Below are 18465 nucleotides of genomic sequence, written 5' to 3'. Positions count from 1 at the left end.
GCGGTGCCCGTTGCCCGTCAGTACACGCTGACGCCGTACGCGCTGAGCGCCTCGGTGACGGGCTGGAAGAACGTCGTGCCGCCCGAGCTGCAGTTGCCGCTGCCGCCCGAGGTCAGGCCGACGGCCCGGCTGCCGGAGCGCAGGGACCCGCCGCTGTCGCCGGGCTCGGCGCAGACGTTGGTGCGGATCATGCCGTAGACGACGTCGCCGCCGCCGTAGTTGACCGTCGCGTTCAGCGCGGTCACGGACCCGCTGTGGGTGCCGGTGGTGCTGCCGTGCCGGGTGACGGACATGCCCACCGTGGCGTTGACCGCGCTGGTGATGTCCGTGCCGCCCGCCGTGCCCGGGTGGCTGACACTGCCGCTGTAGCGGACGAGGCCGTAGTCGTTGGTCGGGAAGCTCGACCCGGCGGTCGGGCCGATGAGGTTGGTCTTGGCGGAGTTGGTGTACCAGTTGCCGGCGCCCTCGGTGCAGTGCCCGGCGGTCACCATGTAGTACGTGCTGCCGCTGCGGACGTTGAAGCCCGCGGAGCAGCGGAAGTTGCCGCTGTAGATGGCGTCGCCGCCCTGGAGGTACTTCTGGAACGTGCCCTGGACGCGCTCGATCTTCAGGGCCCCGGCGCTGCCTCCGGCGGCCTGCTTGATCTGGGCTATCTCGGCCTGGGAGACGCGTCTGTCGACGCTGAGCACGACCTTGCCGGAGCGGCTGTCGGTGTGCCAGGCGGTACCAGCCACGTCCGCCGCCAGCACGGCGTCGCCGGCCTGCGCCAGCTGTGCCGCGCTGAAGGTGCGCGCGTCGGCGGAGTCGCCGGACCCGTCCGGCGTACCGGCGTGGGCGGCGGAGACGGTGAGTGCCGCCGTCACCGCGAGTCCGGCGGCGACGGCGGTCAGCCGGGCCCGCCTGATCGCTCCGCCACGGGTGGTTGTGAGGCGCTGAGCCACTTCTTCCTCCTGGAGGTGTCGAGCCTTCGGGGGTGTGGGCCCCTGGGCCGCGTCGCAGCACGCCAACTGTCCTGCTGTCCTGCCCCGCCTCCACGGAGATCCGTGTGCAGCTCCCGGAGGGGGGAGAACATCATGTCCATGACGCTCACCGGGGGCGAACGGGAAATTACCCCGGTTGGCCGCCGGGGCAACGCGCCGGAGCGCGCGGACGGCCTGTTGGCAAATCCAGGCAAGCGGAAGTGACGACGGTGGCGGCCGTGGCGGCGCCGGGCACGGGGACCTTCCCCCGGACGGGCCGGGCACGGTATACAGCGGTGACGGTCTACTCAGCGGTACAGAGCGGTAGCGGTACGCAGTGGCACGCAAGCGGTCGCCGCCGTGGCCATGGCGGTCCACGGCAGCCTCGGGAAGTCCCGGTCCACCGAACGCACCTGCGAGGGAGCCTTGTCGCCCCACGGAGTCCCCCACGTCCGTCCCTGGACGGCCTTCGGCCACCAACTACGCACCGCACGCCGCCGACGCGGCCTGACACAGCGCCAGCTGGGCACCCTGCTGGGCTACGACCACAGCCTGATCAGCCGCTGGGAGCGCGGCAAGCGCGAACCGCTGGGCGACGCGGTGCGGCGCCTGGACGAGGTACTGGAGACCGACGGCGCGCTGACCTCCGTACTGTCGGAGGCGTGTCCCGGGCCGCCGTCGCCACCGTCGCCGTCGCCGCCGGGCGGGCTCCCGCCCCTGCCGCAGCGGATCGCCTCCTGGCCCATGCCCGCCGACCCCAGCGCGCTGGCGGGCGGGTTCACCGGCCCGCGCGACTGGCCCGCCCGCCTGCCCCACGCGGAACTGACCTGCCCCCTGCACGGGCGCAGCCACTGCCCCGTCCCCGCCTACCCGTACGTCACCGCCGCCCTCGCCCGCGGCCTGCCGCCGACGCGGGAGGAGCGGGACGGCCGGGCAGGCGGGGACGGCAAGAACGCCGACGTGATCCACGGGCTCACCGCCCTGCTGGAATGCCTCGTGGTACGGAACCGCACGCGCCTCTCCCACACCGACGGCGCCTGGGTCGAGCGCGTCCTGCGCCTGGTGGTCGGCTGGGCGGAACGGCTGAACACCTCGGGCCGCCTGCCCGCCGCCCAACTGAGCCTGGGCGCGCACTACGCGGTGCTGGCCGGACGCCTGCGCAGGCAGCGCGGGCAGAACGCCGCCGCTATGGCCTGGTTCACCCACGGCACGCGGTGGGCGGACGCCAGCGGCAACCTCGTCGTACGGGCCGTGCTGCTGGGCGAACTCTCCATGCTCGCGCGCGCCGAGCACGACGTCCCCTCGGCCCTCTCCTACGCCCGGCTGCTGCGCGCCCTCGCGCCCGACCGCGGCTGGACCGACACCCTCTCCCACCTCTACCAGGCGCGCGGCCACGCGCTCACCGGCGACCACCGCGCCTGCCAGAGCCACCTGTCCCGCGCCAGGTGGCGGCTCGAACACCTCGACCAGCGCGACGCCGAGGAACTGCCCTGCCTGGAGGGGACCGCCGGACTGCTCCACCTGGAGGCCACCGCGGGCGGCGCCCTGCGGGACCTGGCGATCACCGGCGCGGACCCGGGCATCGCCCGGCAGGCCGTACGGGCCACCCGCTTCGCGCTGGACCACCTGCCCGAACCGATGCTCCCCTCCCGGCTGCTGCTCACCCTGCGCCTGGCCGACAGCTACGCCTGCGCGGGCGACCGCGACGCGGCACGCGAGACCGCCGCCCCCGTCCTCCACCCGGCCGCGCTCGCCACCCGCGCGGTGATCACCAACGAACTCCGCGGCCTCCAGCACCGGTTGGGGCCGGTACCGGGCCTGGAACAAGGGAACCCGAGCCGGAGCCAGTTCCAGGGCCGGTGACCCCGGGCCGGCGCCGACAGGCGCGACGGACCTCCTCCTCCCCCGATCGGGCTGAAGGGTCAGATCTTTCTCGCGGACTTCTACGGCGCCCTGCTGGGCTGGCCGGTGACGGCCGAGGAGCCGGGGTGGGTGCTGATGCGGTGCCCCGGGGGCGGCGCCGGGCTGGCGTTCCAGGCCGAGGCGGACTACGTACCCCCGATCTGGCCCGAACTGCTTTCGGAGCAGCAGAAGATGCTGCACCTGGACTTCCTCGTCGAGGATCTGGAGGCGGCCGTGCCGTACGCGGTCGCGCTCGGCGCCGAGCTGGCCGCGCACCAGCCGCAGGAGCGGGTCCGGGTGCTGCGTGACCCCGCCGGGCACCCGTTCTGCCTGTTCCTGGACTGATCCCCGGGCTGGGCGGAGAGATCCTAAGCGTGGCGGAAGGCGGGGTAGGGCGGCAGCGGGGCCGCGTGCCAGTGTGTGTCGGACAGCGCGAGCAGCCGCCGCATCGTCTCCGCGAAGGCCGGGAACTCAGCCAGGTCGCAGGCCATCTCCCAGCGGTGCCGCAGCAGTTCGCGGCCGGTCGGCACCGGGCGGCGGGTCGGGTGCATGTGCCGCTCCTCGCGCAGGCATGAGGGGAGAAGGCGGACGGTCGCGTCGACCGTCCAGACCGCCATGGCCTGCCGCACCCCCGCGTCCCACACCGCGTCCTCGACCAACTCCGGGTATACCCGGGTGACTTCGTCGCGGTACGCGCGCTCGCTCGCCGCCGCCAGGGCGTCCGGCAGGCGGAAGACGCACCAGCAGCTGGAGAAGGGCATCCGGCAGTAGGCGGCAGTCAGGAAGACCGACTGGAAGCAGGCGTGCTCGAAGTCGATCAGGCGCAGCCCGGCCGGGGTGAGCAGGTTGTTGTCCGGGCAGGTGTCGCCGGGCGTGTAGGCGGGGTAGCGGGCGCCGCCCGCCGTACCGATCGCGGCCAGTTCGGCGGCCAGTTCTGCGGCGACGCGGGGCGGCAGTACGACGTCCGCCTCCGCGAGCCGTTCGGGCAGCGCCGCGGCGTCCTCCGCGATCCAGGCGTCGGCGGGCGGCACCGTACCGTCCTCCGTGCCGGGGAGGTTCCCGAAGTGGTCGAGCAGGCGGGCGAGTTCGTCGCGGCGGTCCACCGAGGCAGCCGCGAGCCGGCCCAGGCCGCGGGCCCAGGCGCGCAGGCCGTCCTCGACGGCGCCGGGGTCGTCGCCGAGGAGCGCGTCGGCCAGCGTGGGCACGTCGCCGAGGTCCGCCATCACCACCAGCGCGCGGGAGCGGTCGGTCGCCAGCAGCTCCGGGCCCCCGGCGCCGAACGAGAGCCCGGCGGCCTCCGCCGCGAACCCGCGCCGCCCCTGGGCGGTCTGCGGGAACGCCTTGACGACCACGCTCTCCCCCGCTCCCGTACGGCAGCGCAGCACCGTCGTGTACCGGCCGCCGCCCAGGTCGACCGGGTCGGTGAGGGGCGTCTTCAGGAGGCGGGAGGCGAGGGCCGTCGGGGAGTCCATGGCGCCATTGTGCGAGGCCGGTGACGCGGCGCGCAGCCGCATTGCGTCCGGGCGGCGGCGCTGCGTCCGCTACCCCTGCTCCGGGCCCGCTCCGTCCGCGTGCAGCTCGGCCAACGTCCGTTCCAGCCAGCGGCGTTCGGCCCGTCGCGTGTCGCGGGCCATCTCCAGCATGCCGCGCCGGTAGCGGTCCGGCTCGTCCTTGATCCGCACCAGCGTGCCGCCGGACCCGGTGCCCGTACGGAAGAAGCTGGCGGGCTCGTCCAGGAAGTCCAGCCGCCGCTGGAGCAGGGCAGCCTGCTGGGCGGCGTCGGGCAGCAGGCTCAGGAATGCCAGCAGCGTGAAGAACGAGGCGCTGTTGGTGATCTCGGTCTGCTTCGGCTCGCGCAGGCGCCGCAGCAGTTCGGCCCGACCGGGCTCGGTCAGGCGCAGGACCTGGCGGGCGGGGGCGCCGTCGCCGGGCTCCTCGTGCCGCTCCAGCTGCCCGGCCGCGCGCAGCCGGTTGATCGCCGGGTAGAGCGCGCCGTCGCTGACCGGGCGGGTGTGGCCCATCAGGTCGGAGATGCGGCGGCGCAGCTCGTAGGCGTGCAGGGGGCGTTCGGCGAGGAAGCCGAGGACGGCGAGAGCGAGCACGGCTCCAGGGTACCTCTTTTCGAGTAACTCTATTAGAGGTAGCATCTTTGTATGACCGAGCCCGCCCCCGCGCCCCTCCCCGGCCCGGCGCCCGTGCGCCGCAGGCTGCTCGGGCTGGCGCTGCCGGTCTACCTGGAGCTGCTCTCGGGCGTGGTGGCCGGGATCATCGACACCCTGTGGGTGTCCCGGCTGGGCGCGGCGGCGGTCGGCGCGGTGGCCGTCGCCACGACGCTGGAGAACGTGCTGCTCGGCGTGATCCTGCTGGCGAACGTCGGCACCACCGTCGTCCTCGCCGAGCGGCTCGGCCGCGACCGGGCCGCCGCACAGGTGGTCCCGGTCGTACGGGCGGCGGGTGTGCTGTGGCTGCTGATCACCCCCGTCGTCGTGGTCGGCGGCTTCCTGGCCAGGGGGCCGATCGCCGCGCTGTTCACCGGCGGGGGCGGCGAGGTCTTCCGGCTCACCGCGGAGTTCCTCGCGGTCTCCTTCCCCGGGCTGGCCGTCTTCTTCGCGCAGAACGCCGTCGACGGTGTCTTCAAGGGCGCGGGCGACACCCGTACCCCGATGCGGACGGCGATCCTGGCCAACGCGCTCGTGCTGCTGCTCGACCCGCTGCTGATCTACGGCCTGGCGGGCCTGCCCCGGCTGGGCGTCCAAGGCGCGGCGCTGGGCATGGCGCTGGGGCGTGCCGTCGCGCTCGCGGTGAGCCTGCTGCTGCTACGGCGGCTGCTGCGGCGCCTGCCGCACGGGCGCCCGCGCGCCGGACAGCGCGGCAGGCGGCACGGCAGGCGGTGCACGCCCGGCGCGACGGCCGCCGCGCTGCGCCGGGTGCTGGCCGTCGGCCTGCCCGCCTCCGGCGACTTCGTCACGCGGATGGGCCTCGCGATGGCGATGGTCGGCGTCGTGGCCCGGTTCGGGGCGGCGCCGCTGGCCGCGTACGGCATCGGCACGAAGGTGCTCCTCTTCGCCACCATGGCGTGCTACGCCGTCCGGCAGGCCGCGAGCATCCTGCTGGCGCAGGAGGGGAGCGACACGCCGGGAGCCGGTGCGGTCGTCGGACGGCAGGCGCTGCGGGTCGCCACGGTGCTGGCGGCCGGGGCGGGGGCGGTGCTCGCGCTGGGCGGCCGGCCGCTGCTGCGCGCCTTCACCGACGACCCCGAGGTGATCGCTGAGGGCCGGGTGCTGCTCGTCTTCCTCGCGTTCTATCTGGTGGCGCTGGCGGGGGTGGTAAGCCTCGGCGGTGTGTTCATGGCCGGCGGGCTGGCCCGTGCGATGTTCCGGATCACGCTGTACGGCGCGGCGGTGCAGCTCCCGCTCGCGTACGGGCTCAGCGCGGTGCCCGCGCTCGGGGTACGGGGGGTGTGGCTCGCGATGGTGCTGGGCACGGCCGCGCAGTACGCCCTCTCGTACCGCCTCTTCCGCCGCCGCTTCCCCGGCCCCGGCCCCGGCCCCGGCCCCGGGCTACCGGAGCGTGACCGAGACCGACGCAGACGCCCCTCCTGGCTCCGGCGACCTCGTCCACGGCCGGGTCGGCAGGACGTGCAGCCTGCCCTCGGTCAGCGCGAACCGGGGCAGTGAGACCCCGAACGCCGCCGCTATCGCGTCCAGCGCGCGGGCCTCGTCCGAGTGGTCGGCGGCGGGGCCGGCAGGGTTGGGGAAGAGGTGGTCGGGGGAGAGGGCGGCGGGGAGAGCGCCCGTCCGGTGGCGCTCGGCCTGGTGGACCGTGAAGGCGTACCGCTGCTCGCCGTCCTCGGCGACGGCGCAGTGGAACAGGCCCGGCTCCCACCACACCGTGAGGGCACGGGTGCCGCGCGAGAGCGCGGTGCCGGGGTCGGCCAGGCGGGCGGCGTCGAAGCGGGGCCAGTGGGCCGTCTCGAAGGCGAAGCTCCAGCCGTCCCGGGCCCCGATCCGGGCCAAGGGGCCGCGGCGCTGCGGCTGCCCGGAGGACGGGAACTCCCACAGATCGTCCTGGCTCGCCACCGGCTCCAGCGGGCCCGTGCCGAAGCGCTCCGCCAGCTCTTTCGGCCGTATGCCCGCCACGAGGACGAACCGGTAGCTCTGGAGACCCAGGGGGCTTGTACGGTGCGACTCCGCCAGCCACCCGAGGCCCTCGGGCTCCGCCCCTGCGGCGGGCATCCGTGGCGGGGCCGGAGCCGCCGCCCGCTGACCGGCGCGGGGCGTGGTCAGCAGCTGCCGCCCCCGCTCCGGTGTGACGACCGGGCCGAGCAGCGGGTCACCGAGCAGGCCGAACGGGGCCACGTGGTCCTCCCCGTACGGCTCCCACCGCGGAACGGCCGCCGCGAGCACCCGCCACGCTCCGTCCGTGTCCCCCCACCGCGCCAGCTCCCGGGCCTCCTCCACCGCGCGCCCGAAGGGGCCCGGTGAGCTGTACTCGTAGGTGCGCTGCCTGATCCGGGCCAGCACGGCCGCGGCCCGCTCCCGGTCCGCGGCGTAGTCCTCCGTCACCGGGCCGAGCACCCAGTCGTCGTTGTGGCGCGAACGCGAACCGAGGTGGTTCCGCACCTTCAGGGGCAGCACCTCCCGCGCGTACAGCGGATCGTCCATACGCGGGTCGACCGGCACCCAGACCTGCCGGTCGGTCAGTGCCCGAAGCTGCCGGGCCAGCAGTCCGGCCCGGTCTCTGCCGAACTCCTCCGCATGGTCGAAGACGGCGAGCGCCGCATCCGGCTCACCGCGCAGAGCGGCCGTCCGGGCCTCCTCCACCTGGGCGTCGAGGTCACGCGTCACCTCGGTCTCGAACCCGGGGTGGCTGCCTCCCAAGCGGTAGAACTCCTTGTACATGGCCGCCATGAACGCCCGGAACGAGGCGTACCGGCGCGGAGGTTCGGCATCCCAGCCCTTCTGCACGTACACCGCCCACTCGCCGTCGGCGTCCACGTCCCCGGGGTCGAGCAGCACGTCCGTCATGTCCGAGTCGAGCGACAGCTGGAGCGCCCGCCCCCACATCCCGGCCCGGAGCACCTCCTCCTCGGCCGGATCGTCGCCCAGGTTCTCCTCGTACAGGGCCTGGAGGCCGTGCCCGTCCGCGTAGGGGCTGATGCCGTCCGCCCCCGCCAGCAGATACACGGAGCCGCCCGCGTGCCGCCAGCCGTCCGTCGTCTCCAGGAAGGACCGGAGGGACGGCGGCAGCGGCGCCGACACCCCCAGCGCCCGGAGCCGCTCCTCCAGGGCCGCTATCCGCCCCGGGCCGGCCGGGGCGAAGCCCAGCCAGCGCTCCCGCACGAGGTCCTCATCCAGACCCTCGAACTCCTCCGGGTACTCCGCGGCCTCTGCTGCCAGCCACTCCTCGCTCCACCGCTTGAGCAGCGGCCCCCACGCGTCGGTCTCCATGAGCGCCATCGTGGCACCCGGCACTGACAGCCGCGCCGGGCCCGCCCCCGGTCAGTCCGTGTTCGCCAGCGCCGCCCGCGCCGGGCGCTGCCGCAGCGCCGCCCAGGTCGGCAGCAGCGTCGCGGTCAGCGCGAGCGCCGCCGCCGTACCGGCCACCGCACCGAAGATCCACAGCGGCCCGGACGGCAGCCAGCTCTCCGTGGCGGCGACGCTGAACGGGATCAGCGAGGTGGAGGCGACCAGCACGCCGAGGATCAGCCCCATCGCCGTGGCGAGCAGCGCCTCCACCGTCATCATCCGCAGCACCTGGCCCGGCGAGGCGCCGGACAGCCGCTGCAGCCCGAACTCGCGGCGCCGGTTGCGGGTGGCCATCACCAGCGAGTTGACGACCGCGATGGCCGTGTAGCCCACGATCAGCCCGACCATCAGGTAGTTGATCCACGCCTGGGTGCGCGCGTCCTCGGCGTTCGACGCCTCCAGCGCCTCCCGGCCCGCCACCGACAGGCCCGGGTGCCGCTCGGCCACCCCGGCCAGCGCGGCCCTCGCGTCCACTCCGGGCTCGGTGGTCACCAGCAGCTGCTCGGGCAGCCCCTCGGTGGTGTGCGGCGCGAGCAGCGATGCCGGGGTGAGCGCGGTCTCGTAGCCCGCCCGCCCCTCGAACAGCGCCACCACGCGCACCCGTTCGGCACCCCGGTCACCCAGCCGCAGCCGTACGGTGTCCCCCAGCTCCACCCCGAAATCGTCCGCCCGCGCCTGGGGCAGCGCGATCGCGGCGCCGCGCAGCTCCGCCAGGCTGCCGGAGGTGACCGTGACGGCCGTCGTCTCTCCGGCCGCGTCGGCGCTGACGCCCTGGAGCGGCAGGCCGTCCTCGTCCTGGCTGCCGCCGTCGACGTCCTCCAGGAACCCGGTGCTGGTCACGTACGCGCCGGCGGCCCGTATGCCGTCCGCCGCCCGTACGGCGTCCAGCAGGCCCGGATCGACGCCGCCCGCCGCCGAGGTGACCACCGCGTCCGCGCGCAGGTTCTCCCGGAACGCCGCCTCGCTCGCCGCGATCTGGGTCGTCTGGAGGTAGAGCTGCCCGGTGGCGATGCCGGAGGCCAGCATGATCGGGGTGACGACGGCGGCCAGCCGTACGGTGCGCGCCCGGCTGTTGAGCACCGCCAGCTCGCCGCTCACGCCGCTGAACGCCCGCACCGGCCAGGACAGCACCACCGTCAGCACCTTGGTCAGCCCGGGGCCCAGCAGCGCCAGGCCGATCGCGGCGACCATCACGGTGGGCCCCGCCGTGCTCGCGGCGATCGGGCCGTCGAACACCAGCAGCGTGATGATGGCCAGGGCCGCCGCGCCCGCCAGGAAGAGCAGCGCCAGGATCAGCCGTACGGGGTGCAGCCAGCGCTGCTGGAGCGCGGCCTCCGCCAGCGCCTCGGTGGGCCGGGCGCGCACCGCGCGGCGGGCGCCGATCCAGCCGCCGAGCAGCGAGGTGAGCAGCAGCGCGCCGCCTGCGGCGACCGCCGGGACCCAGCCGAGGCGGTACTCGACCACGTCCTCCACCAGGCCGCCGGCCACCAGCCGGTCGAAGAGCCAGCGGCTCACCACCGGCCCCGTGAACCAGCCGCCCGCCGCCGCCACCACGGCCACCAGCAGCGTCTCGCCCAGCAGCATCCGGCGCAGCTGGCGCGGCGTGCCGCCGACGGCGCGCATCAGGGCGAACTCGCGCTGCCGCTGCTGGACGGAGAGCGCGATCGTGGAGGAGACGACAAAGATCGCGACGGCCGTGGCCAGCCCGCCGAAGACGGCCGCCAGCACGATCAGGTCCTCCTTGCCGGTGAGCACGCCGGGGTGCTCCACTGCGCCCCGGTCGTCCCCGGTGACGACCTTGACCGGGGCGTCACCGACCGCCTCCGCCACGGCCGCCTTCAGGGCGCCGACGTCCTGGCCCCGCGCCGCCGTGACGGCGATGTCGCTGACCACACCGTGCGCGAGGGAGTCGGCGCGCTCGTCCGAGAAGAAGACGGTGCGCTGCGGAACGCTCGCCTCGCCCGCGGCAGGCGAGGCGACACCGGTCACGGTGTACTCGCGGGAACCGCCGCGCGCGGCGATCCGCACCGTGTCCCCCGCCTTGAGCCCGGCGGCACGGGCGGTCCGCCCGTCGAGCACCACCTCGTCGGCACCCTCGGGGGCGCGGCCGTCACCGCGCAGCCCGTACGGGGTCATGGGCGCGGAGGCCCAGCCGTGCGCCTGCACCTCGGTACGCGGGCCGCCTCCCCCGCCCCCGCCGGGCAGCAGCGCCGCGTCGAACGTCCGCTCGGCGACGGCCTCCCCGACCCCCTCCACCCCGCGTACGGCGGCCAGCAGCGCGCCGTCCACCGGCACCCGCTCCTCCAGCACGGCCTTCTCGCCGTCTTCGGCGGACAGTCCCGGCACCGCGAAGGAGCGGTCCCCGGTGACCAGCACGTCGGCCCGCGCCAGCCGCTCCGGCGGCGCGTTGTTGCGTACGCCGGTCTCCAGCAGGCCGCCGCAGGCCATCACGATCGTGACGCCGAAGAAGAGGGCGAGGAGGGTCGCCACCGCGGCGCCCATCCGGAAGCGCAGCGTGCGCGCGGCGAGTACCAGCATCAGCGCACCCCGCCCTTGGCCATGGCCTGCGCCTGCGTCATGCGTTCCGCGACGGCGTCGGCGCTCGGCGCCACCAGCTCGTCCACGAGGTGCCCGTCGGCCAGGAAGATGACCCGGTCCGCGTACGCGGCGGCCACCGGATCGTGGGTGACCATCACGATGGTCTGGCCCTCCGCCCGCACCGTCTCGCGCAGCAGCCCCAGCACCTCGGCGGCGGTACGGGTGTCCAGCGCGCCGGTCGGCTCGTCCGCGAAGAGCACGGCGGGCCGGACGGCCAGGGCGCGCGCGATGGCCACCCGCTGCTGCTGGCCGCCGGAGAGTTCCGCGGGACGGTGCCCCGCCCGGTCGGTGAGGCCGACCCGCGCGATGACGTCGGCGATCCGGCCCCGGTCGGGCCGTCTGCCCGCGAACTTCAGCGGCAGCGTGATGTTCTGCGCGGCGGTCAGCGCGGGCAGCAGGTTGAAGCTCTGGAAGATGAAGCCGATCCGCTCACGGCGCAGCTTGGTCAGCGCGTGCTCCCGCAGGCCGCCCAGCTCCCGCCCCTCCAGCGTCACCGACCCGCTGGTGGGCCGGTCCAGCCCGGCCGCACACTGGAGCAGCGTGGACTTGCCCGAGCCGGACGGTCCCATCACCGCCGTGAAGCTGCCCGGCGCGAAGCCGACGCTCACCCCGTCCAGGGCGGCGACGGACGCGGCGCGACCACTCTTGCCGTAGACCCTGCGCACGTCGTCGAGCCGTACCGTCCAGCGGTCACCCCCGGGCTCCTTCGCCAGGGGAAACCCCAGCTCGTCGTACGTGTGCTGACTTGCCACGACTGCCTCCGCGCTCTGGTCACCGGTGCTCTCCGGTGTCACCGATGACGCTAGGGAGCGCGGGGCACGGCTCCCAGGGCACTACCCGGCCTCTTCAGGTGACACCAGCACCACCCCCGCACCCCCTGACACCCCTACGCCCGCGTCCACCGCCCGGCGTACGCGGCCGTCCGCCGGCGGCGGACGATGACCGTCCGGGCACGCTCCGCCGACGGGCGGGCGCACCCGCACCGCCCGTTAGGATTTCGGCCATGGCGGCCACTGGACTTGAGCAGACCGGGCAGACCGGGCAGAGCGGGACGGCGGAGGCGGGGCGGGCGTACTACGTCTCGACCCCGATCTACTACGTGAACGACGCTCCCCACCTGGGCCACGCCTACACGACCGTCGCGGGCGACGTGCTCACGCGCTGGCACCGCCAGCGCGGCGAGAAGGTGTGGTTCCTCACCGGCACGGACGAGCACGGCCAGAAGATCATGCGCACCGCCGAGGCCAACGGGGTCACCCCGCAGGAGTGGTGCGACCGGCTGGTCGAGGAGTCGTGGAAGCCCCTGTGGGAGCACCTCGGCATCGCCAACGACGACTTCATCCGCACCACCGAGACCCGGCACACCGCCCGCGTACAGGAGTTCGTCCAGGACCTCTACGACAAGGGCGAGATCTACCCGGGCGGCTACGAGGGCCCGTACTGCGTGGGCTGCGAGGAGTACAAGTCCCCCGGCGACCTGCTCGACGGCTCGGCGGAGTCGGCCGATTTCGCGGGCCAGAAGCTGTGCCCCATCCACAAGAAGCCGGTGGAGATGCTCAAGGAGGAGAACTACTTCTTCAAGCTCTCCCGGTACGGCCCCCAGCTGCTGGAGCACTACGCGCGCAACCCCGGCTTCATCCAGCCCGAGTCCGCGCGCAACGAGGTCGTCAGCTTCGTCCGCCAGGGCCTTGAGGACCTCTCCATCTCCCGGTCGACCTTCGACTGGGGCGTCCGCGTCCCCTGGGACGACAAGCACGTCATCTACGTCTGGATCGACGCGCTGCTCAACTACGCCACCGCCGTGGGATACGGCTCGGACCAGGCGAAGTTCGAGGAGACCTGGCCGGCGGACGTCCACCTGGTCGGCAAGGACATCCTCCGCTTCCACGCGGTGATCTGGCCCGCGATGCTGCTGGCGAACGGCCTGCCGCTGCCCGGCCGGGTCGCCGCGAACGGCTGGCTGATGGTCGGCGGCGAGAAGATGTCCAAGTCCAACCTCACCGGCATCTCCCCCCGGCAGCTGACCGAGCACTTCGGCGTCGACGCCTACCGCTGGTACTTCCTGCGGGCCATCGCCTTCGGCCAGGACGGCTCGTTCTCCTGGGAGGACTTCACCGCCCGCTACACCAGCGAGCTGGCGAACGACTTCGGGAACCTGGCCTCGCGGGTCGCCGCGATGGTCGGCAAGTACTTCGACGGCAGGCTCCCCGCGCCCGGTGAGGCGGGCGACGCCGAACGGGCCGTGGCGGACGGGCTGGCGCACGCCGTCACCGAGGCCGACCGGCGCATCGGCGAGGAGCTGGACTTCTCCGGCGGCATCGCGACCGTCTTCGACTTCATCAAGCAGGTCAACGGCTACCTGACCGAGCAGGCGCCCTGGAAGGTCGCCAAGGACACCTCCGAGGAGGCCCAGGCCCGGCTCGCGACGATCCTCTACACCGCCGCCGAATCCCTGCGCGCCTGCGCGGTGCTGCTCCACCCGGTCATGCCGGAGACCGCCGAGAAGCTGTGGACCTCCCTCGGCGCGGAACCCGCCCTCGGCCCCCTCGCCGGCCAGCCCGTCCAGGACACCGGCCGCTGGGGCCAGCTCCCGGAGGGCGCGACGGTCACCAAGGGCGCGGTCCTCTTCCCCCGCTTGGAGGAGCCGAAGGCGGGCTGAAGCCCGCCACGAACCTGGAGCAGCCTTCCGCGAACGCGCGCGGCCCGCCGGTCAGGCCGGGTTCGGTCCGGTCGCGCCCAGGAGGGCGCGGACGTCCTCGGCCGTCGTCTCGTGCAGCTCCTCGTCCAGCAGCAGCCACCGGGTGACGCCGACCGCCTCCAGGAACGCCAGGTCGTGGCCCGCGATCAGCAGCGCGCCCTCGTACGAGGCGAGCGCGCTCGTCAGCTGCTCGACACTGGCCACGTCCAGGTTGTTCGTCGGCTCGTCCAGCAGCAGCAGCTGCGGGGCCGGTGCGGCCAGCATCATCGCCGCCAGCGCGGCGCGGAAGCGCTCGCCGCCCGAGAGGGTGCCCGCCAGCTGCTCCGCCCGTGCCCCCTTGAAGAGGAAGCGCGCGAGCTGCGAGCGGATGTGGTTGTCGGTGACGCCGGGGGCCAGGCGGGCGACGTTCGCCGCGATGCTCAGCTCCTCGTCCAGCACGTCCAGGCGCTGCGGCAGGAACCGCAGCGGTACGGAGGTCTCGGCCTCGCCGGAGTGCGGAGCCAGCTCGCCGGTGAGGGTGCGCAGCAGCGTCGTCTTGCCCGCGCCGTTGCGCCCGACCAGGGCGATCCGCTCCGGTCCGCGCACCTGGAAGCTGCCCTCGCGCAGCCTGCCGAACCGGGGGCGCAGCTCACGCACGGTCAGCACCGTACGGCCCGCGGGCACCGCGGTGTGCGGCAGGCGGACCCGGATCTCGGCGTCGTCGCGGATCGCGCCCGCGGCCTCCTCGCGGCGCTCGCGCGCCTCGTCGAGCCGGTCCTCGTGCAGGCCGCGCAGCTTGTCCCCGGACTCCTGCGCGGAGCGCTTCTTCTCCCCCGCGACGATCCTCGGTGCCCGCCGCTGCGCGTCCAGCTTCTTGCTCTGCCGCTGGCGGCGGGCCAACTTGACCTGGGTCTCGGCCAGTTCCCGCTGCTGGCGGCGGACGTCCGCCTCGGCCGCGCGCAACGCCCGTCCCGCCGCCTCCTGTTCGGTGGCCAGGGCCTCCTGGTAGGCGGACCAGCCGCCGCCGTACCAGCTCACCGAACCGGCGCGCAGCTCGGCGATGCGGTCGACGCGCTCCAGCAGTTCGCGGTCGTGGCTGACGACGACGAGCACGCCGGAGCGCCAGGAGTCGACGGCATCGTAGAGCCGGCGGCGCGCGTACAGGTCGAGGTTGTTGGTGGGCTCGTCGAGCAGCAGCACGTCGGGGCGCTCCAGCAGCAGCGCGGCCAGCCGCAGCAGGACCGTCTCGCCGCCGGAGAGCTGGCCCACGGTGCGGTCGAGCGCGACCTCGCCGAGCCCGAGCGCGCCGAGGGTGGCGGCGGCCCGCTCCTCGACGTCCCAGTCGTCACCGATCGTCTCGAAGTGCTCCTCGCGCACGTCCCCGGCCTCGATGGCGCGCAGCGCGGCGCACCGCTCCGCGACGCCCAGCGCCTCGTCCACGCGCAGCGCGGTGTCCAGGGTGAGGTTCTGCGGCAGGTAGGCCAGGCTGCCGCCGACGGTCACCGACCCCGAGGCGGGCCGCAGCACTCCGGCCAGCAGCCGCAGCAGGGTGGACTTGCCCGCGCCGTTGGCGCCGACGAGCCCGGTGCGGCCCCGGCCGACCGAGACGGACAGCCCGTCGAAGACGGCCGTGCCGTCCGGCCAGCGGAACGAGAGGGCGGAGCAGGTGAGGGAGGCGCCGGGGGTGGCGGGGGTGGGAGGTGTCGCCATGGGGTTCTCGCAGTCGCAGCGTGGTGGGCGGGGGCTTCGTCTGCGAGCACCACGCGGCGACCGGGCCGTACCGGGAGATCGGGGGACGGCTCTGTGCACCGAGGTCGCCTCCACGCAAGGTCACGGGCGCCGACGAGGGCGCTACGGCGTGACGGGCGTACGGCGAGAGCCGTACGGCGCGGTGATCGCGAACCTCAGATGCGCAACGTCCACCTCGATCGGAGACAACAGAGCCGCAGGCACCATAGCCCCTGCCCAGGCGCGAGGGCAACGCCCGCCGCCTCCCGGCGCCGCCCTACCCGACAGCGCCCGGGCCGGGCCCTGACAGTCCGGGCGGGGCGGCCTGGCGCCAGGAGTCCGTGAGGATGTCCCGCAGCTCGTCGACGTTCTCCAGCGCGGCGAGCCGGGCGCGGACCCACGCGGAGCTGAACTCGTGCGGCGGCACCCAGAACTTCTCCGGCTCCGCCTTGATCAGCTCCTCCCGCTCGATCCGGGGACAGCGCACCGCGAACGACGACTCGTCGTCCGGCATCGTCACGAACATCTTCCCGGCCACCCGGAAGGTGGGCATCCCCCAGGCCGGCACCTCGGTGGTCTCGGGGAGGGAGAGCGAGAGACGGCGTACGTCCTCGGGCCCGGGCCGCTGCTGATCAGTCACCCCGTCATCGTAGGCAGGCCCACTGACAACCGCCCGGGACCCGCCTCTTGCGAGAGCCTGACGACTTTGCCATCTCTTTACAACGCGCTCCGCCGCTGCCTCGTCTCTCCTCACGATCCGCACCCCAGCCCACCGCGCCGAGCAGAAACGCGGCGGGACGACGAAAGAGAGCGACTCATGCGCCGAACTGTCCTCAGCGCCATAGCACTCACGTGCACCGTCGTGTTCGCGGGCGCGGCGCCCGCGTTCGCCGACGGAACGAGCCCGTCCCCGGCTCCGAGCGTCGCACCGAGCGAGGCCCCCTCCTCGGCACCCGCGCCCAGCGAACCGCCGGTGACCCCGACCGAGGCACCCGCGCCCAGCGAACCGCCGGTGACCCCGGCCGAGTCCCAGGCGCCGGAGGACTCGGCGCCCGAGGAATCGGTGCCCACCCCGGCGCCGAGCCAGGTCTCCGCCGTGCCGGACGGCGCGCCCGACACCGGTGCGGAGGCGGCGCAGGAGCAGTCCGGGCCCGGCGGTGCACTGCTCGGCGGCGGCGCTGCCGCGGCGCTCGCCCTCAGCGGCGCGGCGGTCTACCTCGTACGCCGCCGGCGGGCGACCGGGGCATGACCCCGGTCTCCAGGCGCGCGTTCGCCACGGCGGCGATGGCCTCGCTGCTCGTCAGCTGCTCGGGCTCGGGCTCGGGTTCAGGCTCGGGTGTCCGGGTCACAGACCCGGGCCCGGCCGGACACCCCCGGAGCACGCCGTCGTCCGCACGGCCCTCCCCCGGCACGGCGGAGGCCCTCAGGCGTTCGGTCCCGGTGAGCCTGCGGATACCGGCCATCGGGGTCGACACCCGGGTCATGCAGCTGGGGCTGGCCACCGACGGCACCGCAGAGGTGCCGCCGATCGAGGCGAACGACCGGGCGGGCTGGTACCGGCACTCGCCCACGCCGGGCCAGACCGGCCCGTCGGTGATCCTCGGCCATGTCAGGGTCGGCGACTTCGGGGACGGGGTCTTCCGTGACCTCGCCCGGTTGCGGCGGGGCGAGCGGATCACGGCGCGCCTGGAGAACGGCACGAAGGCGGTGTTCACCGTCAGCAGCGTGCGGACGGTCGCCCAGGCGGACTTCCCGACGGACGAGGTCTACGGGAACGTGGGCCGTCCGGAGCTTCGGCTCATCACCTGCGGCGGGCCCCTGACCGAGGACGGGTACCGCGACAGCGTGATCGTCTTCGCCACGCTCAGCCCGGCGGGCAGCTGACCCGTCACGGGCCGACGCCCAGCCGCCGGGGCCGCCATCGGGAACCCTGAGCCCGGGCCGAGGGAACGTACGCCCACGGTCCGGGCTCCTTCCTCCCGAGCGCCCGCACACACCGCACCACCCGCACAACCCTGGAGAGCGTTGAAGAAGCGGTCCCGCGAGGAGGCAGCGTCCGAGCTGTTCGCCGCCCTCTACCCGCGCCTCGCCGGCTGGTGCCGACGGCTGGTCGACGACGACGAGACGGCCCACGAGATCGCCTCGGAGGCGTTCACCCGGCTCTGGGCGCGCTGGACGTCCGTGGCACAGCCCCGCGGCTTCCTCTACGTCACCGCGGCCAACCTCGTACGGGACCACTGGCGCAAGCTGGAGCGCGAACGCAGAGCCGTGCACCGTGCCACCGTCGAGGCCACCGTCCGCCCGCCGGCCGCGGAGACCGGGCAGGCGGACCCGTCGGTGCGCCTGCTCGTCCAGTCGCTGCCGGAACGGCTGCGCGTCCCGATACTGCTGCACTACTACGCTGACATGCCGATCCGTGAGGTGTCCCTGCTGACCGGGCGCAAGGAAGGAACCGTCAAGGCCGACCTCCACGCGGCCCGCGAACTGCTCCGCGCCCACCTGGGGAGAAGTCTTGATCACACACTCTGACGACGGTCCGGACTTCGACGCCGACGACCCGCTCGCCGTCCTCCTGCGGCCGGCCCCCGACCACCTCGGTCCGCCCCCCGGCCGGTACGAAGCCGTCCGCCGCGGTGCGGCCCGCCGCCGGCTGCTGCGGGCTGCGACCGGGACAGGCCTGGCGTGCGCTGTCGCCGCCGTCGTCGCGCTGCCGTTCCTGCTCTCGGCGCCCGGCGCCCCCTCGTCCCCGACGGCCCCGCTCACCCCGCCGCCCGCGAACAGCCCCTCGGTCCCGTCGGCACCACCCACGCCGCCCGCACCGTCGGTGTCGCCCGAACCCACCAGCCCCGGTCCCTCGGAGGAGCCCCCGACCAGCGGCCCCAGCGGCCCCGAGCCTCGCGACACCCCGTCCGGTCCGGCCGCCCTCACTCCCAGCGCGGAGTCGAACACACCCGCCCCGCACCCTTCGGACCCCTCGCACCCCGCGGAGCCACCGGTTGTCGGAGGCGGCGCCGGCGCCACACCCGGCAGCGTCACGCGCCCGTAGGCGGCGACGCCGCGGGCAGGTGCGCGC

General features: G+C 74.5%; 16 protein-coding genes. 8 read left to right on the top strand and 8 right to left on the bottom strand.

Going from position 1 to position 18465, the window contains the following annotated elements:
* Positions 1-17: 17 nt before the first annotated feature.
* The gene (locus H299_RS0113305; protein ID WP_027748812.1) at positions 18-941 is read right to left on the bottom strand and encodes an alpha-lytic protease prodomain-containing protein; all 924 of its coding nucleotides are present in this window, start codon (positions 939-941) and stop codon (positions 18-20) included.
* Between the two features lie 444 nt (positions 942-1385).
* On the opposite strand from H299_RS0113305, the gene H299_RS33940 reads away from it, so the two are divergent.
* Together H299_RS33940 and H299_RS0113295 are read left to right on the top strand one after the other, a co-directional pair.
* Entirely contained in the window at positions 1386-2822 is a 1437-nt protein-coding gene (locus tag H299_RS33940) for a helix-turn-helix domain-containing protein (RefSeq protein WP_158692322.1), read from the top strand.
* A 45-nt stretch (positions 2823-2867) separates the two neighbouring features.
* Positions 2868-3206 carry a VOC family protein gene (locus H299_RS0113295; RefSeq protein ID WP_027748811.1) on the top strand — a complete coding sequence of 113 codons (339 nt, stop codon included), beginning with the start codon at positions 2868-2870 and terminating at the stop codon, positions 3204-3206.
* Between the two features lie 23 nt (positions 3207-3229).
* On the opposite strand, the gene H299_RS0113290 is transcribed toward H299_RS0113295, so the two are convergent.
* Both H299_RS0113290 and H299_RS33935 read right to left on the bottom strand, forming a co-directional pair.
* On the bottom strand, positions 3230-4333 hold the full coding sequence (locus H299_RS0113290; protein WP_027748810.1) for a hypothetical protein: 1104 nt from the start codon (positions 4331-4333) through the stop codon (positions 3230-3232).
* Positions 4334-4402: 69 nt separating this feature from the next.
* Positions 4403-4963 carry a PadR family transcriptional regulator gene (locus tag H299_RS33935; RefSeq protein WP_037758901.1) on the bottom strand — a complete coding sequence of 187 codons (561 nt, stop codon included), beginning with the start codon at positions 4961-4963 and terminating at the stop codon, positions 4403-4405.
* A 51-nt stretch (positions 4964-5014) separates the two neighbouring features.
* Here H299_RS33935 and H299_RS33930 point away from each other — a divergent pair, with 51 nt between their 5' ends.
* On the top strand, positions 5015-6538 hold the full coding sequence (locus tag H299_RS33930; protein ID WP_078512699.1) for an MATE family efflux transporter: 1524 nt from the start codon (positions 5015-5017) through the stop codon (positions 6536-6538).
* Here the strand turns inward: H299_RS33930 and H299_RS39595 are convergent.
* Genes H299_RS39595 through H299_RS33920 form a run of 3 tightly spaced genes read right to left on the bottom strand, consistent with a single transcriptional unit; the run spans position 6422 to position 11700 of the window.
* Positions 6422-8311 carry a hypothetical protein gene (locus H299_RS39595; protein ID WP_037758954.1) on the bottom strand — a complete coding sequence of 630 codons (1890 nt, stop codon included), beginning with the start codon at positions 8309-8311 and terminating at the stop codon, positions 6422-6424. The genes H299_RS33930 and H299_RS39595 overlap by 117 nt on opposite strands.
* Positions 8312-8362: 51 nt before the next feature.
* Positions 8363-10927, bottom strand: a complete 2565-nt coding sequence (locus H299_RS0113270) for an FtsX-like permease family protein (RefSeq protein WP_027748809.1) — start codon at positions 10925-10927, stop codon at positions 8363-8365.
* Positions 10927-11700 (bottom strand): ABC transporter ATP-binding protein, encoded by a 774-nt coding sequence (locus H299_RS33920; protein ID WP_037758952.1) that lies wholly within the window; start codon positions 11698-11700, stop codon positions 10927-10929. The genes H299_RS0113270 and H299_RS33920 overlap by 1 nt, the downstream gene beginning before the upstream one ends.
* Before the next feature lie 290 nt (positions 11701-11990).
* Here H299_RS33920 and metG point away from each other — a divergent pair, with 290 nt between their 5' ends.
* Positions 11991-13646 carry a methionine--tRNA ligase gene (gene metG, locus H299_RS0113260; RefSeq protein ID WP_027748808.1) on the top strand — a complete coding sequence of 552 codons (1656 nt, stop codon included), beginning with the start codon at positions 11991-11993 and terminating at the stop codon, positions 13644-13646.
* A 51-nt stretch (positions 13647-13697) separates the two neighbouring features.
* On the opposite strand, the gene H299_RS0113255 is transcribed toward metG, so the two are convergent.
* The gene (locus H299_RS0113255) at positions 13698-15374 is read right to left on the bottom strand and encodes an ABC-F family ATP-binding cassette domain-containing protein (protein WP_027748807.1); all 1677 of its coding nucleotides are present in this window, start codon (positions 15372-15374) and stop codon (positions 13698-13700) included.
* 295 nt (positions 15375-15669) lie between these two features.
* On the bottom strand, positions 15670-16032 hold the full coding sequence (locus H299_RS0113250) for an MmcQ/YjbR family DNA-binding protein (protein ID WP_027748806.1): 363 nt from the start codon (positions 16030-16032) through the stop codon (positions 15670-15672).
* A 177-nt stretch (positions 16033-16209) separates the two neighbouring features.
* On the opposite strand from H299_RS0113250, the gene H299_RS0113245 reads away from it, so the two are divergent.
* The 4 genes from H299_RS0113245 to H299_RS38310 all read left to right on the top strand — a co-directional run bounded on the left by H299_RS0113245 (position 16210) and on the right by H299_RS38310 (position 18438).
* The gene (locus H299_RS0113245) at positions 16210-16641 is read left to right on the top strand and encodes a hypothetical protein (protein WP_027748805.1); all 432 of its coding nucleotides are present in this window, start codon (positions 16210-16212) and stop codon (positions 16639-16641) included.
* Complete coding sequence (locus H299_RS0113240; RefSeq protein WP_027748804.1) at positions 16638-17276, top strand: class F sortase; 639 nt, start codon at positions 16638-16640, stop codon at positions 17274-17276. The genes H299_RS0113245 and H299_RS0113240 overlap by 4 nt, the downstream gene beginning before the upstream one ends.
* Positions 17277-17417: 141 nt before the next feature.
* Positions 17418-17921 (top strand): RNA polymerase sigma factor, encoded by a 504-nt coding sequence (locus H299_RS0113235; protein ID WP_027748803.1) that lies wholly within the window; start codon positions 17418-17420, stop codon positions 17919-17921.
* Positions 17905-18438 carry a hypothetical protein gene (locus tag H299_RS38310; RefSeq protein ID WP_078512698.1) on the top strand — a complete coding sequence of 178 codons (534 nt, stop codon included), beginning with the start codon at positions 17905-17907 and terminating at the stop codon, positions 18436-18438. Before H299_RS0113235 ends, H299_RS38310 begins: the two co-directional genes overlap by 17 nt.
* Positions 18439-18465 lie beyond the last annotated feature (27 nt).

The sequence above is a fragment of the Streptomyces sp. CNH287 genome (assembly GCF_000424825.1).
Note: the sequence above shows the minus strand (reverse complement) of the source record. Positions and strands in the feature narration are given on the sequence as shown.